The organism is Pseudomonas syringae pv. tomato str. DC3000 (assembly GCF_000007805.1).
Classification (GTDB): Bacteria; Pseudomonadota; Gammaproteobacteria; order Pseudomonadales; family Pseudomonadaceae; genus Aquipseudomonas; species Aquipseudomonas avellanae.
This window is the reverse complement of sequence record NC_004578.1, coordinates 5,262,982-5,276,757: the sequence shown is the minus strand read 5'-3', so window position 1 is coordinate 5,276,757 and position 13,776 is coordinate 5,262,982. Positions and strand designations below refer to the sequence as shown.

The 13,776-nt window shown below is 58.7% G+C and carries 16 protein-coding genes; 10 read left to right on the top strand and 6 right to left on the bottom strand.

The features are described 5' to 3' along the window. Positions 1 to 192 precede the first annotated feature (192 nt). A complete protein-coding gene (locus tag PSPTO_RS24190; protein WP_032710924.1) occupies positions 193 to 465 on the top strand; it encodes a hypothetical protein in 273 nt (90 codons plus the stop codon). Between the two features lie 501 nt (positions 466 to 966). Here PSPTO_RS24190 and PSPTO_RS24185 read toward each other — a convergent pair. Then, the gene (locus tag PSPTO_RS24185) at positions 967 to 1,224 is read right to left on the bottom strand and encodes a hypothetical protein (RefSeq protein ID WP_005770253.1); all 258 of its coding nucleotides are present in this window, start codon (positions 1,222 to 1,224) and stop codon (positions 967 to 969) included. A gap of 57 nt (positions 1,225 to 1,281) precedes the next feature. Then, positions 1,282 to 1,440: a hypothetical protein gene (locus PSPTO_RS29970; protein ID WP_005770251.1), complete on the bottom strand. Its 159-nt coding sequence runs from the start codon at positions 1,438 to 1,440 to the stop codon at positions 1,282 to 1,284. 58 nt (positions 1,441 to 1,498) lie between these two features. On the opposite strand from PSPTO_RS29970, the gene PSPTO_RS24180 reads away from it, so the two are divergent. Both PSPTO_RS24180 and PSPTO_RS24175 read left to right on the top strand, forming a co-directional pair. Then, a complete protein-coding gene (locus PSPTO_RS24180) occupies positions 1,499 to 2,491 on the top strand; it encodes a serine hydrolase domain-containing protein (protein ID WP_005770249.1) in 993 nt (330 codons plus the stop codon). A 133-nt stretch (positions 2,492 to 2,624) separates the two neighbouring features. Beyond that, positions 2,625 to 3,428 carry a hypothetical protein gene (locus PSPTO_RS24175; protein ID WP_005770247.1) on the top strand — a complete coding sequence of 268 codons (804 nt, stop codon included), beginning with the start codon at positions 2,625 to 2,627 and terminating at the stop codon, positions 3,426 to 3,428. Between the two features lie 15 nt (positions 3,429 to 3,443). Here PSPTO_RS24175 and PSPTO_RS24170 read toward each other — a convergent pair whose 3' ends face one another. After that, positions 3,444 to 4,586, bottom strand: a complete 1,143-nt coding sequence (locus PSPTO_RS24170; protein ID WP_005770245.1) for an endonuclease/exonuclease/phosphatase family protein — start codon at positions 4,584 to 4,586, stop codon at positions 3,444 to 3,446. Positions 4,587 to 4,621: 35 nt separating this feature from the next. Further along, positions 4,622 to 5,284, bottom strand: coding sequence for a YciC family protein (locus PSPTO_RS24165; RefSeq protein WP_005770243.1), 663 nt, complete (start codon positions 5,282 to 5,284; stop codon positions 4,622 to 4,624). Between the two features lie 195 nt (positions 5,285 to 5,479). On the opposite strand from PSPTO_RS24165, the gene PSPTO_RS24160 reads away from it, so the two are divergent. The 4 genes from PSPTO_RS24160 (at position 5,480) to PSPTO_RS24140 (ending at position 9,007) form a co-directional block, all read left to right on the top strand. Further along, complete coding sequence (locus tag PSPTO_RS24160; protein WP_046463346.1) at positions 5,480 to 6,184, top strand: DUF2076 domain-containing protein; 705 nt, start codon at positions 5,480 to 5,482, stop codon at positions 6,182 to 6,184. Between the two features lie 270 nt (positions 6,185 to 6,454). Continuing rightward, positions 6,455 to 6,931, top strand: a complete 477-nt coding sequence (locus PSPTO_RS24150) for an NYN domain-containing protein (protein ID WP_011105112.1) — start codon at positions 6,455 to 6,457, stop codon at positions 6,929 to 6,931. A 21-nt stretch (positions 6,932 to 6,952) separates the two neighbouring features. After that, entirely contained in the window at positions 6,953 to 7,564 is a 612-nt protein-coding gene (locus PSPTO_RS24145) for a 3'-5' exonuclease (protein WP_046463347.1), read from the top strand. A gap of 114 nt (positions 7,565 to 7,678) precedes the next feature. Then, positions 7,679 to 9,007 carry a DEAD/DEAH box helicase gene (locus PSPTO_RS24140; protein ID WP_011105110.1) on the top strand — a complete coding sequence of 443 codons (1,329 nt, stop codon included), beginning with the start codon at positions 7,679 to 7,681 and terminating at the stop codon, positions 9,005 to 9,007. An 84-nt stretch (positions 9,008 to 9,091) separates the two neighbouring features. Here PSPTO_RS24140 and PSPTO_RS24135 read toward each other — a convergent pair whose 3' ends face one another. Both PSPTO_RS24135 and PSPTO_RS24130 read right to left on the bottom strand, forming a co-directional pair. Further along, positions 9,092 to 10,330: a TIGR03862 family flavoprotein gene (locus PSPTO_RS24135; RefSeq protein WP_007243792.1), complete on the bottom strand. Its 1,239-nt coding sequence runs from the start codon at positions 10,328 to 10,330 to the stop codon at positions 9,092 to 9,094. Positions 10,331 to 10,419: 89 nt separating this feature from the next. Continuing rightward, positions 10,420 to 11,337 (bottom strand): histone deacetylase family protein, encoded by a 918-nt coding sequence (locus PSPTO_RS24130; protein WP_011105109.1) that lies wholly within the window; start codon positions 11,335 to 11,337, stop codon positions 10,420 to 10,422. Positions 11,338 to 11,471: 134 nt separating this feature from the next. Between PSPTO_RS24130 and PSPTO_RS24125 the strand changes: the two genes are divergently transcribed. The 3 genes from PSPTO_RS24125 to PSPTO_RS24115 all read left to right on the top strand — a co-directional run bounded on the left by PSPTO_RS24125 (position 11,472) and on the right by PSPTO_RS24115 (position 13,635). Then, positions 11,472 to 12,041, top strand: a complete 570-nt coding sequence (locus PSPTO_RS24125; protein WP_011105108.1) for a GNAT family N-acetyltransferase — start codon at positions 11,472 to 11,474, stop codon at positions 12,039 to 12,041. Positions 12,042 to 12,178: 137 nt separating this feature from the next. Further along, complete coding sequence (gene tesB / locus PSPTO_RS24120) at positions 12,179 to 13,048, top strand: acyl-CoA thioesterase II (protein ID WP_011105107.1); 870 nt, start codon at positions 12,179 to 12,181, stop codon at positions 13,046 to 13,048. After that, entirely contained in the window at positions 13,045 to 13,635 is a 591-nt protein-coding gene (locus PSPTO_RS24115; RefSeq protein WP_046463348.1) for an HAD family hydrolase, read from the top strand. Before tesB ends, PSPTO_RS24115 begins: the two co-directional genes overlap by 4 nt. Positions 13,636 to 13,776: the final 141 nt, after the last annotated feature.

Genomic DNA, 13,776 nt, shown 5'->3' with positions numbered 1-13,776 from the left:
GGACGTAGTGAGGCGGTTCCCGGATGTATCAAGAGAGATTGACTGATAATGCTCTCGTTAACTGACAGTACAATAGGCCGGTATTTTCCGGTCAGCAGGGAGCTCGCATGGACGACGCAGCAAGATTTGCTTTTTACGAGCTAGAGCGCAAAGTGGCATACGGTTATGTTGACGTTCAGGGGGATAGTGACTTTGCAAGTTGAAAAATTCGTTAAGAAACTCACTGAGTTCATACTTTGCTTCATCCTAGCCTTTGCGATTTCTCGCTATGGCATGCCGCTCTATCCGATAACGAGCTGGCTTGTCGATCACTCCTACCAGTACTTCAGCCATTATCAGGATGACATCTACGAGTTAGGTGCTGATCCAGTAACGTTTATCTCTTTGATGGTTATTATTTTTGTCTATTCGTTAGTTTTATACAGCCTATTGAGATGGCTTTTAAAAAAAATGTTCCCGCTATGATGGGGGGAGGGTCTGTTGTTGCTGGCAGTCATATCTATCTCGGGATGCATTCAAACTGCTTACAGCAAAAGCATCGCAGTGACCAAGGACGCTTCGGGTCGCGTTGTGCAGACTGTGGAAACAGAGACTGTCACGCAGCCGGGTCAAGGTTATGAAATGCGCCTCGAAAAAATCCAGGGCGTGCAACGTTGAGTTGATCTCCAGAGGGGGCTTGTGCACCGCGTTATTCTGGCAACTTAGCGTATCGGCAAAAACGTTACCCAGAGAACGCCCTCTGCGTTGTACACAAATCCGTTAGAGGTCGTGGGAGCGAGCTTGCTCGCGAAATGGCTAGTACAGTCACAGAAACCTGGTCGTCTGAAACACAGTCTTCGCGAACAATGCGGATCGCCGCCCCGGTCGCTCCCACGCCCTGCGGGCAGAAGCCTGCAACCTCCGTTTCCGCGCTCGTCAAACGATGAGATGAACGCCAGGGCGCAACGCCCTGGCAGGCAGCAGGTGTCACTTTTTCTTTTTAGCGGGCTTTTCCGCTTTTTCTGACTTGTCTGATTTCTTGGCCTTTTCTGGCTTGCTATCAGCTTTTTTGGCAGCTTTCTTTGGCTCGGCGTCTTTTTTCTTGTCTTTCTTTTCAGAAGACTTGGAAAGCGTCGAGGCCGCTTCTGATTTCTTCGCCGGTGAGGCCTTCTTGTCCTTCAGGTCCTTGCTGGCTTTCGAGGCTTCGCCTTTGCTTTTCTTGTCGTCTTTAGCCACGTTGATCACCCTTTGGTGTATGCCGGTATTGGCACGTCGCCTGTGGAAGTATCCAAAGGCTAATCATTAGGCGAGCGCGCTCAGAAACGGTTCAAACTGTTTTGATTCTATCTGCCGTAACTGTCCGGTCGAAGGGGGGAAAGCGTGATCGCGCTGCCCTGACGGCTGCTGCCAGCCCATCGACTTCTCGCCGCAAATTACCTGTTCTGGCAGAATCGGCGCCATGCCTTTGCTTTCCACTGTCGATCACCGACGTTTCAACAAATCGATGACGGCTTTATCCATGCCTCTCTTTGAGTCAAAACACCAGAATCCTGGTTTTATCTCATTACTCTGTTTTGATCAGGGCGGGTGCCATGAGCGCAGTGTTGGCGTGGAAAGCATCGCAACCCAACAGCCGCTGAGCCGCGATACTATTTTCGATCTGGCTTCGGTTTCAAAGCAGTTCACTGCGTTTTGTTTGCTGCTGCTGGAGCAAGATGGACGTTTATCTCTGAGTGACCCGGTCAGCCGCTTTGTACCAGAAGTAAGCGGCTATTCAGGCCAGGTTACTTTGCAGGATCTGGTCTATCATGTTGGCGGAATGCCCGACTTCATAGACATCGCGTTGTCGCATGGTATCAACTTTGAAGACACACTCAGTGCCGCCGGGGTACTTGATAAGTTGAGGGGGCAGACCAGGGCTGACTTTCCGGCGGGCACTCGTTTCGAGTACAGTAATACAGGTTATTTTCTATTGGGGACAGTTATAGAGCGCGTGAGTGGAGTCCGCTATGCCGACTATGCCAGAGCCCGCATTTTTACACCCCTCAGTATGCGGGACACCTTCATTTTAGACGGCATGAGCCAAGACAAGCGGGTTGCGACTGGGTATGCAAAGGGCAGCGGCGGAGTTTATACCGCCTCACGAAACCCTTGGAATTCCCTTGGCGCGAGTCTGGTGCATTCATCCGCGGCAGACCTCATGAAGTGGGGCGAAAATTTTCTCACCGCTAAAGTAGGCGGGCATGCAGCCATACAAAAAATGCTAACGCCACTCGCTCGAATAAATGAGCGGGGAGAAGCGATAGCTGAGCATTCTGCTTATTGTTTTGGACTGTCAATGGACGAAGACGGCGAAGGCGTGAAGTTCTGTCATGAGGGCGGCACGGCGGGTTTCAGTAGCTATTTCGTGCGTTCACTGCAAAAGGGCTATACCTTGGCTGTTTTATCAAACATTGAAGATTATGACGTAGAGCAACTGGCCGATGACTTATGTGCGGAGTATGGTCTGTAAATATTTTACAATTCATCGAGGGCCACAGCGCCGCCACTCCCACTTCATTCAGGTATTCCAGTCACTGAGATATTCACGGATCACGGAAAACCGCCCAGCCACCGGGTAATCAAGGGGAAAATTGAGCACTGCCATGTTTATGTTCAAATCGCTTATCAAGCGCTGGATGAAGAACCTCTTTAGCCGGGATGACAGCCGCAACCGCGAGCTCAAACCCGAGTGGACATCCCAGGGCCCGGGTGCAATCCGCATGGAGCGGTACCACCACATCGACGCCAGCGAGCAGGATAAGGACGGCTTCTATGACTATTACTATGAGTACGATATGTACTACTTCACCGAAGGCACCTTGTCCCTCGTCGCCCGTTGTTACACGGATGATGCTGATGAAGCTAACTTTATGGGCATCGAGTTAGACGGGTATGACCGTGCGCTTGAGTCTGACGATCAGTCTCTTCCGTTGGTGAGCGCAGCCCTTGCCCAGTTGAAGGCTGATGGAAAAACGAAATTCTTTACGTTCACCGGAAAAGGTTACGAGCCTGTATTTGGTAGCACTGAGCATGCAGGCGACATCATGCGCCGCGAACATATTGAAGTCATCGCGCTGTCGCCCAGCGCTCGCTACCGTGTGCAGGCGACGCCTTACGAGGCACTTGCCACGCACTGGATTTATCCACCCGAGATAATCGACATCAGGCGCGACATCCGCGTGTTTGCTTTCGAAGACAATGGCTGGTCAGCGGATCAGGCACGCTGGCTGGATTGCTCGTGTGTTGAGCTGAAACTGCGTAAATATCCGGGACGGCTCACCGGCGCGGGAATAGCGGTGACTATCGATTGCGGTCGCGGTACGGCGGTTTACGGAGAGGGTATTGAGGTGGAACTATCGAAGCTTGAGCAAGCACTCGACTCTATGTTGGGCACAGCTGAAACCTGAATGCCGATTGCCCCCTCATGGCAAAACCGGCAACAAAAACCGCCCAATCACTGGCAGGTGATCAGATATCAACAACGTGTCATCCCTCCTTACCCTCGCGCTGACGCGCTTCAAGCTCGGGCTGTAAAACAGATAATCCACGGTCCTGTCCGGCCCGTTGATGCGGTTGTCGTTGGGGAAGTGGGTCAGCCATTGGCTGCGGTCGGTGCCGCTGGATTCGGTGTTGTTGGGGATCATCGGGTATTTTTCCCACAGCGCGTGCAGTTCGCTGTCGGCTGCGTAGCCGTGGCGCTGTTGTTCGGGGAGGCGTTGGTATTGACCCAGCGGCAGCAGGTTGAAGTCGCCGCCGATCAGCCAGGGTGTGCCGCCGCCTTCCAGTTTGCTCAACAGGGTTTCAGTTGAGGCGATTTGCTTTTGTGCGGTGCCGTCGCCGGGTTTTGCGGTGGCCAGGTGGGTGTTGATCACGGCGAGCTTGCCACCGTCGCGCAAGGGCAGGTAGCTGACCAGCAATGCGTTTTTTGGCTGGAACTGGCGGCTGATGATATTGGCGTCGGGCATTGGCAATTGCAGCCGTTCGGCGCTGTCGATGTGGAAGCGGCTGAGGGTGGTCAGTTTTCTGCCGACGCTGCCCCAGATATGCGGGCTGGGCACGAATTCCGCTTTCCAGTAGAAGGCCTGGGTGCTGCATGGGTACAGGTCGGCGAGGCGCTCTTGGAGCAGTTTCTGCTGGTCCTGGTAGTCGGAGTTCTTGGCGCCATCGTCGACACCTTGCAGCAGCACTATGTCTGGCTGTTCGTCACGGATCACCCGTGCCACTTCATCCAGGTTGTAGGCGAGGTCTTCAGGCGTCGGGCGTTCGTCCGGGCCGCTGCCGTCGGCCATGTCGTACCAGAACACATAGCGTTTGCCAGCCAGGTACTGGATGTTCCAGGTCATGACCTTCAGGGCCTGGCCAGGCACCAGTTTTGGTGCCTGGACCGCAGTACTGCAACTGGCAGTCAGTAACTCGTGAGCGGGCGGGCGCCAGGTCAATTGGTAGACCAGCAGCAGCGCCACGGCGATCAGCAGCAGGCAGGACAGGGTCAGGCGTAACAGAACACGGGGCATCGGCTCGACTTGGAGCGCCTGGCGCTCGGTGAGGGATTCGGGTTTGAGCATACCGCGAATAGAGGGGCCTGACGCCAGCCTTTGGATCAGGCCCTGTGCGCAGGCTCGCTGACCAGCATGAACAGGCGAAACATTACGATGGTGGTGAACAGTTGCAGGAAGCTGCTGAGGCTGTCGATGGCGACTGAAATCGGCAGGCTCTTTGGCTCGGGGAAGGCGTAAAGGCTCGCGCCTTCGAGCAGCCACAGCGGAATGTAGACGCTCAGCACGCACACCAGAATGCGCGTGAAATGCCCGGTGGTCATTTGCATGCTTTCGCGCATGGCCATGAACGGCGTGAGTTTGCGCAGCACCAGCAAGTATTCGCTGAACGCCAGCTTGACCATCACCCAGATGCCGGGAACGACGAACAGCGAGAGGCCGAACATGATCAGCAACGTGCTCATGGCCGAGAGCACCGCGAAGGTCGGCCACAGGCGCAACGCCATGGCCAGCAGGTCGCGGGTGGTGGCTTCTTCACCGCGGCTGCGCGAGTCGAGAAACAGAATCAGGGCCGCCGTGTAGATCGGGTAGAAAAACAGCCCGATCACCAGCGTGTAGGCCGATGAGGCCTGGGCGGGCATGGCGCTGCTCAGGGCTTGCTTGGCGAGGACTTCGAGGATCACCAACGGCAGGCACAGCACCAGAATGCTGACCAGATGGCGACGGAAAAAATAAAGCGAATCCTGGATGACGTTCAACGGGTTCATGTAGATAGATCGCAGGCTAAAAGCAGGTCGCCACTTTAGCCCATGCCCTTTGCTGAACCAAGCGCAGTGGCGGTAGGCAGGGGATTTCTTATCTTTTTCTTCATGTCATTGAAGCGCGTTGATGAGGCCCCATTTTCTGAGCATGGTCCTGCCCGTGCGGCGGGAAAATTCCAGTGGCAACTCAGTGAGGTGGTCATGAACAGCGAAGAGCAAACCCTGATCGATGGTCTTTTCTCGAAACTGAAAGACGCCGAAACGGCATCCGCCCCCCGCGATGCGGCGGCCGAGGCGCGTATCAAAGAGCACCTGACCCGTCAGCCCGCCGCTCCTTATTACATGACTCAGGCGATTCTGGTGCAGGAAGCGGCGGTCAATCAGCTGAATCAGCAGGTGAAACAGCGCGACGAGCAGATTCAGCAGTTGCAGGCCGAGCTTCAACAGGCCAAGGGCCAATCCTCATCTGCACCGGCCAGCGGCGGGTTTCTGTCGAGCATCTTTGGCAGCAGCGCACCGCGCGCGCCTCAGGCTCAGCCGAGTCAACCTTCCGGTGGCGGCTGGCGTGATGGGGCTGGCTTCAATCCAGCACCTGCGCCCGCCGCGCCGCAGGGTGGTTACGCCGCACCTGCGCCTGCTGCGGGCAGTGGTTTTCTCGGCGGCGCACTGAAAACCGCGGCCGGTGTGGCGGGTGGCGTGCTGCTGGCGGAGGGCATCAGCAGCATGTTCAGCCATCACAGCCAGCCGCAGGAGATCGTCGAGGTCATTCATGATGCGCCGCCGGTACAGGACAGCGGTTCGTTCAATGACCAGGGCAATTGGGGTCAGCCGGATCAGCAGTACACGGCCGATGACAGCTTTGATGAGGGTGGCGACATGTTTTCGGATGATGATTCGTTTGTTTGAGAGCGCAGTGATCGCTCCTCACGCTCCAGAACAGACAACTATCGTTGCGCACGCTCCAGCGTGGAAATGCTCTGGGTGACGCTCCTCGTCACAGGTCTGCGCCGCGCCGCCTATTCAAGATCGGACGCAGAGCGTCCAGAAATGCATGCGACGCGGAGCGTCGCACGATAGTTGAAGCTCACTTCCTTCCTCAAGCTGGCATACTGGTCGCCGATTCACATTCCGGATCGCTGTAACCAGTGGGCTTGTTGCCCGCCATGAGGAATTGCGGTGAAGAAGATCGCGGTGTTTGCCGACGTGCAGAACCTGTATTACACCGTGCGCCAGGCGTATGGCTGTCATTTCAACTACGCCGCGCTGTGGGCGGACATCAGCAAGCGTGGCGAGATTGTCCACGCGTTTGCGTACGCCATCGACCGCGGCGACAGCAAACAGCAGCAGTTCCAGCAGATCCTGCGCAATCTGGGTTTCACCGTCAGGCTCAAGCCATACATCCAGCGCAGCGATGGTTCGGCCAAAGGGGAATGGGATGTCGGCATCACCATCGATATCATGGACTTCGCGCCTCAGGTGGATGAGGTGGTGCTGGCGTCAGGTGATGGCGATTTCGATATGCTGCTTGATCGGGTGATCAGCAAGCATGGTGTCGAAGCGGTGGCTTACGGGGTACCGGGGCTGACCGCGAATTCGCTGATCCGTGCTGCAAGCCGTTATGTGCCCATCGAAGGCGCATTGTTGTTGAAATGAATTTACAGGGTCAGGCCAGTGTTGGAACGTGTTGCAGTCATCGACTTTGAAACCACCGGAATCTCGCCGAACCCCGGTTGCCGGGCGACCGAGATTGCCGTGGTCATCATGGAGCAGGGGCGTATCGTCGAGCGCTTTCAGAGCCTGATGAACGCTGGCGTGCGCATTCCGGCGTTCATCGAAGGGCTGACCGGTATCAGCAATAACATGATTCGCACCGCCCCCAGCGCCGAGCGGGTGATGGGTGATGTGGCGGACTTCGTCGGCTCGACGCCGCTGGTGGCGCACAACGCCTCGTTTGACCAGAAGTTCTGGGATTACGAACTGTCGCGCATCCAGCGCAAGCGCGAACAAAGCTTTGCCTGTTCGATGCTGCTGGCCCGACGCCTGATGCCCGGCGCCCCGAATCACAAGCTCGGCACATTGACTAGCTATGCGCGCCTGCCCAACACCGGCAAGGCTCACCGGGCGATTGCCGATGCGGAAATGGCCGCCAACCTGACGGCGTACCTGACCAACGAACTGCGCAACACCCACGGCATCGCCGGGATCTCCCACCAGATGCTGTGCTCGCTGCAAAAAGTCCCGGCCGCAAAAATCGGCGAAACGCTCAAGCGTCAGCGCGGCTTCTGATCTCGGGTTTGTTTTGTCTGGTCAGATAAGCCGGATCGACACGCACGAGCTAACCGACGCGGGCCGGACAGGTTAAACTGCGCGCCTTGCGTGAATTTTCCCTACGGTATCCCCATGACATTCGCCTCTCTTGGCCTGATCGAACCCTTGCTGCGCGCCCTTGAAGCGCTCGGTTACCAGACACCGACGCCTGTGCAGACGCAGGCAATTCCTCCGGTACTGGCGGGCCGCGATCTGATGGCAGCGGCCCAGACCGGCACCGGCAAGACCGCCGGTTTTGCCCTGCCGCTGCTGCAACGCCTGACCATGGAAGGCCCGAAAGTCGCACCCAACTCGATTCGTGCGCTGGTGCTGGCCCCCACCCGCGAGCTGGCCGATCAGGTTCATGAAAGCATTCGTCAGTACGCCGAACACCTGCCGTTGAGCACGTATGCGGCCTACGGCGGTGTGAGCATCAACCCGCAGATGATGAAGCTGCGCAAGGGCGTGGACGTGCTGGTTGCGACGCCGGGTCGCCTGCTCGATCTGTATCGTCAGAAGGCGATCAGGTTTTCCCAGTTGCAGACCCTGATTCTTGATGAAGCCGACCGCATGCTTGACCTGGGCTTTGCCGAGGAGCTGCGCGGCATTTATGCCGTATTGCCTAAGCAGCGTCAGACGCTGCTGTTTTCCGCGACGTTCTCCGATGAGATTCGTCTGCTGGCCGCGCAGATGCTCAATGACCCGCTGACCATCGAAGTCAGCCCGCGCAATGTCGCGGCGTCTTCGGTCAAGCAATGGGTCGTGACTGTGGACAAGAAGCGCAAGGCGGATCTGTTCATCCACCTGATGAAGAAGCATCGTTGGGGCCAGGTGCTGGTGTTCGCCAAGACCCGCGTGGGCGTCGATCAGTTGGTGGACCGTTTGCAGGGGTTGGGCCTGAACGCCGACGGCATTCATGGCGACAAACCACAGGCCACTCGTCAGCGTGCGCTGGACCGTTTCAAGAGCAACGATGTGAAGATTCTGGTCGCCACCGACGTGGCGGCTCGCGGTCTGGATATCGACGACCTGCCGACCGTGGTCAACCTGGACCTGCCGATCGTGGCCGAGGATTACATTCACCGTATTGGGCGCACCGGTCGTGCGGGCCAGACCGGTGAGGCTATTTCGCTGGTGTGTGCCGATGAAGTGGAACTGCTGTCGGCCATCGAAGTGCTGACCCGCCAGACGCTGGAACGCAAGGAAGAACCTGACTTCGAGCCGGAACACCGGGTGCCGAGCACTGATGCCAGCGGCCAGATCCTCAAAAAGCCCAAGAAGCCGAAAAAGCCCAAGGTATCGAGCAGCAAGCGCAATCTGGGCAAATGGGTAGACAGCGGCGAGTCCGAGCCAACGCCGGCGGTCAAGCCAGTGCGTAAAGTGCCAGTCTTCAACACCGGGCCACGCAAGAAGAAGCCTTGATATACGCATGTGGGAGCGAGCCGGGCGACGCTCCCACAGAAAGGATTTATGTATAACGCTGAGCGCAGAGCCTACGCACAGGAATCACTGTGAACTCAGCCACTCCACCATTCCCAACCCCGCAGCGCGGCCGCTGGCGAAGCAGGCGGTCAGCAGGTAGCCGCCGGTGGGCGCTTCCCAGTCGAGCATTTCGCCTGCGCAGAACACGCCGGGCAGTTGCTTGAGCATCAGGCGCTCGTCCATGGCTTCAAAGGTCACGCCACCCGCTGTGCTGATGGCTTCGTCGATCGGGCGCGGCTTGATAAGGTTCAGCGGCAGGGCCTTGATGGCCTCGCTCAACAACAGCGGATCGGCAAATGCCTCACGAGGCGCCAGTTCGCGCAACAGTGCGGCCTTCGCGCCGTCCAGCCCCAATTGGCTGTGCAGGTGTTTGGCCATCGAGCGCGAGCCGCGGGGTTTGTTCAGGGCTTTTTGGACGTCTGGCAGCGCTTTACCGGGCAGCAGGTCGATGTGCACAACTGCTGAACCCTGAAGGTTGATCTGTTCGCGAATCTGCGCTGAAAGTGCATAAACCAGACTGCCTTCAACGCCAGTCTCGGTCAGCACGCATTCGCCCAGACGCAGCGCTTGGCCGGTCAGGCCCATAGCTATGTTCTTCAGGGGCGCACCGGCAAATTTGCTGCGCAACAGATCGCTCCACGCGCTCACCTCAAAACCACAGTTGGCGGCTTGCAAGGGCGCGACGTTTACCTGCTGTGCTTGCAGCCACGGCAGCCAGGCGCCATCTGAACCGAGTCGCGCCCAACTGGCACCGCCCAGCGCCAGCAAGGTGGCTGCCGGTCTGAGCGCCAGTTCGTCATCAGCATGTGCGACGCGCAGGCTGCCATCGGCATTCCAGCCCAGCCAGCGATGCCGGGTGTGAATAACCACGCCCGCATCACGCAGCCGCTTGAGCCAGGCGCGCAGCAGGGGCGCGGCTTTCATGTCGGCAGGAAACACCCGGCCGGAGCTGCCGATGAACGTCTCGATTCCCAGCTCATGAATCCACTGGCACAACGCATGGCTATCAAACGCACGCAACATGGGCGCGATCATCGCCGATCGTTCAGCATAACGCGCCAGAAACGCAGGGTAGGCTTCGGAATGGGTAATGTTCATCCCGCCAACCCCGGCAAGCAGAAACTTGCGCCCCACCGAAGGCATGCCGTCGTACAGGTCTACCTTGAAACCGGCCTGGCTCAATACTTCGGCCGCCATCAAGCCCGCAGGGCCGCCTCCGATGATGGCAACGGATCGGGAAGCAGGGGAGGCGAGGTCGGTCATGGTCAGCAGAGCATCGGCAGCAGAAGGGTGGGGCATTCTACCCGAGGGTTGTTTTCCGGTGTGCAACTCAGGTGACGTACAGCGTTTGGTCACAGCCCCATGTCGTTCCAGACCCTCTGCGCGCTGTGATGCAAAATGCCGTGCCGCCTCGCCAGCGCGTGGCGGTCCTTGCTGTAGCCGCCACCGATTACGGCCATGACCGGAATGTCGCGGCCCAAGCAATGACGCAGCACGGCTTCGTCGCGATTGGCCAGGCCTCGGTCGGTCAGTTGCAGATAACCCAGCGCGTCGTCCTTGTGCACGTCCACGCCTGCGTCATACAGCACCAGGTCCGGTTTATAGAAGGGCAGCAGGTAGTTGAGCAGGTCGTCGACGACGTTCAGGTAATCCGCGTCGCCCATGCCCATCGGCAGAGGAATGTCCCAGTCGCTCTGGGCCTTGCGCGCCGGGAAGTTCTTCTCGCAATGCAGCGAGACGGTGATAGCGTCCTCGGTGTCGGCCAGAATCCGCGCCGTGCCGTCACCCTGATGCACGTCGCAGTCGAAGATCAACACCTTGCCCACGCGACCGCTTTGCAGCAGGTACTGGCTGATCACAGCCAGGTCATTGAAAATGCAGAAGCCCGCCGGGTAGTCATAGTGCGCATGATGGGTGCCGCCCGCCAGGTGACAGGCGAGGCCGTGGGTCAGGGCCTGCTCGGCGGTCAGCAGCGAGCCGCCCACGGCGCGAATGGTGCGACGCGCCAGTGCCTCGCTCCAGGGCAGGCCGAGACGCCGCTGGTCTTCACGCGACAGGTCGCCGCTCAGGTAGCGACTGATGTAGGAAGGGTCGTGAGCCAGCGCCAGAATGTCCACCGGGCATAACTCGGGACGCATTAATTGAACGTCGCGGGTTAGCCCGCTGTCGACCAAGTAGTCACGTAATAAACGAAACTTGTCCATCGGAAAGCGATGGTCCTGCGCGAATGCAGGGCTGTAGTCGTCATGGTAGATAAGCGGCAGTGACATTTTGCGTCCGTTCATTGCGTCGGATGATGGGTTTGAAGCCCGATAGTGCCAGTAATGCGTCCTCCCGCCCAGTTGCCTGGCGTGTCGGGTGGCTACACTGGTGCCCACTCACGTCTCGTTACATGGGGGAATCGATGGAACCGATACTCAAGCTTGATAGCGCTCGGTTGCTGATGCGCCAGTGGCGTGACGACGACCTGCCAGCCTTTGCCGCCATGTGCATGGACCCGCAGGTCATGCGCTATTTCCCTGAGCCGCTGAGCCGCCTTGAAAGCGCGGCCATGATCGGGCGACTGCGTGGGCATTTCGCCGAGCTGGGTTTTGGCTTCTGGGCGCTGGAGCGCAAGGACACGGGGGAATTCATCGGTTTCACCGGGCTGCACGTGGTGGGTTTCAAGGCTCCCTTTACCCCGGCTGTCGAGATCGGCTGGCGCCTGGCGCGTGAACACTGGGGGCTGGGCTTTGCCAGCGAGGCGGCGTGGACGGCGCTGGGCTGTGGTTTCGAGCGTTTGAAGCTGGACGAGATCGTGTCGTTCACTGCGGTCAGCAACGAGCCGTCGCAAAAGGTCATGCAGGCGATCGGTATGCAGTACGACGAGTCGGACGATTTCGACCACCCCAACCTGCCTGACGGCCACCCGCTCAAACCACACGTGCTGTACCGCATCAGCCGTGAACAATGGCTCAATACGCTGAAGCCCTGATGGATTTGCGCGCAGGTTCGCCCTCTTAAAACTGTATCATTCCATTTAATTAATAGTGCAGGCTCCGGGGCCTGCCAGGACCTGCGTCGACTGTTGTTTCCTTGCGGATGCAGCGTCGATGTGTGCGAGGAGTGAGAATGAGCCAAGTGCTGGATGATCTGGTTGCGTTGCTGACGCTTGAAGCTATCGAAGAAAACCTTTTTCGCGGCCACAGCCAGGATCTGGGGTTTCGCCAGCTATTTGGTGGTCAAGTGTTGGGGCAGTCTTTGTCTGCCGCCAGCCAGACGGTTGAAGAGGACCGGCACGTTCACTCGTTGCACGGCTACTTCCTGCGCCCCGGCGATGCCGGTCTGCCGGTGGTCTATCAGGTTGACCGGGTGCGCGATGGCGGCAGTTTCAGCACACGCCGCGTGACCGCCATTCAGAAGGGCAAGCCGATCTTCACCTGCAGCGCCTCGTTCCAGTACGACGAAGAGGGCTTCGAGCACCAGACGGTGATGCCGCAGATTGTCGGCCCGGAAAACCTGCCGTCCGAGCTGGAACTGGCGACTCGTCGCGCGCACCTGATTCCTGATGCGATGCATGACAAGTTTCTGCGCCCCAAACCGATCGAGTTTCGCCCGGTGACCGCCGACGATCCTTACGATCCCAAGCCTGGCGAGCCGGTCAAGCATGTGTGGTTTCGCGCCGATGGCAGCTTGAAAGACGTGCAGTCACTGCACCGCTACATGCTCGCTTATGCCTCTGACTTCAACCTGCTGACCACGTCCCTGTTGCCCCACGGCAAGACGGTCTGGCAGCGCGATATGCAGGTCGCCAGCCTCGATCACTCGCTGTGGTTCCACAACGACCTGCGCACCGATGACTGGCTGCTCTACGCGATGGACAGCCCTTGGGCAGGTAATTCCCGAGGTTTCTCGCGCGGCAGCATCTTCAATCGCGCCGGGCAACTGGTCGCATCGGTCAGTCAGGAAGGGCTGATCCGCCACCGTAAGGACTGGGCATGACACTCGACGGCATTCGGCACTGGGTGTTCGACATGGACGGCACCCTGACCGTCCCGGTCCACGACTTTCCGGCGATCAAGCGTGAACTGGGCATCCCGCAGGACGACGACATTCTGGGCCACCTTGCGGCATTGCCTGCCGACGAGTCGGCGGCCAAACATGCCTGGTTGCTGGAGCACGAGCGAGCGCTGGCGCTGGGCTCGCTGCCTGCCGACGGGGCAGTTGAACTGGTTCGCGAGCTGGCTGCACGTGGCTATCGTTTAGGCATACTGACCCGTAACGCTCGGGAGCTGGCGCACATCACCCTGCAGGCTATCGGCCTGGCGGACTGCTTTGCTGTCGACGATGTACTGGGCCGCGACGAAGCAACGCCCAAGCCCGATCCTGCGGGCTTGCTGAAGCTGGCCAGCGCCTGGCGTGTCGAGCCACAACGCATGGTCATGATCGGCGATTACCTGCACGACCTGAGCTGCGGCCGTGCGGCGGGTTCGAAGACCGTTCTGGTCAACCTGAAGGACAACCCCTGGCCTGAACTGACCGACTGGCATGCGGTTGATTGCACGGCGCTGCGCGGGATGTTGGGGTGAAGGCGGGAGGCTGACCCCGCCTATCGTGCCAATGCTCGGCGTTGGCATGCATTTCGTGACGCTCTGCGTCACAGCTCTGCGCAGCACTGCACACCAGGATAGGACGCAGAGCGTCCCGACATGCATCCCCACGCGGAGCGT

Bases quoted from the DNA above. Each gene is read 5' to 3' on its own strand.
- PSPTO_RS29970 (WP_005770251.1), bottom strand. From the start codon at position 1,440: ATGGCGCCGATTCTGCCAGAACAGGTAATTTGCGGCGAGAAGTCGATG.
- PSPTO_RS24180 (WP_005770249.1), top strand. From the start codon at position 1,499: ATGCCTCTCTTTGAGTCAAAACACCAGAATCCTGGTTTTATCTCATTA.
- PSPTO_RS24175 (WP_005770247.1), top strand. From the start codon at position 2,625: ATGTTTATGTTCAAATCGCTTATCAAGCGCTGGATGAAGAACCTCTTT.
- PSPTO_RS24170 (WP_005770245.1), bottom strand. From the start codon at position 4,586: ATGCTCAAACCCGAATCCCTCACCGAGCGCCAGGCGCTCCAAGTCGAG.
- PSPTO_RS24165 (WP_005770243.1), bottom strand. From the start codon at position 5,284: ATGAACCCGTTGAACGTCATCCAGGATTCGCTTTATTTTTTCCGTCGC.
- PSPTO_RS24160 (WP_046463346.1), top strand. From the start codon at position 5,480: ATGAACAGCGAAGAGCAAACCCTGATCGATGGTCTTTTCTCGAAACTG.
- PSPTO_RS24140 (WP_011105110.1), top strand. From the start codon at position 7,679: ATGACATTCGCCTCTCTTGGCCTGATCGAACCCTTGCTGCGCGCCCTT.
- PSPTO_RS24135 (WP_007243792.1), bottom strand. From the start codon at position 10,330: ATGACCGACCTCGCCTCCCCTGCTTCCCGATCCGTTGCCATCATCGGA.
- PSPTO_RS24130 (WP_011105109.1), bottom strand. From the start codon at position 11,337: ATGTCACTGCCGCTTATCTACCATGACGACTACAGCCCTGCATTCGCG.
- PSPTO_RS24125 (WP_011105108.1), top strand. From the start codon at position 11,472: ATGGAACCGATACTCAAGCTTGATAGCGCTCGGTTGCTGATGCGCCAG.
- tesB (WP_011105107.1), top strand. From the start codon at position 12,179: ATGAGCCAAGTGCTGGATGATCTGGTTGCGTTGCTGACGCTTGAAGCT.
- PSPTO_RS24115 (WP_046463348.1), top strand. From the start codon at position 13,045: ATGACACTCGACGGCATTCGGCACTGGGTGTTCGACATGGACGGCACC.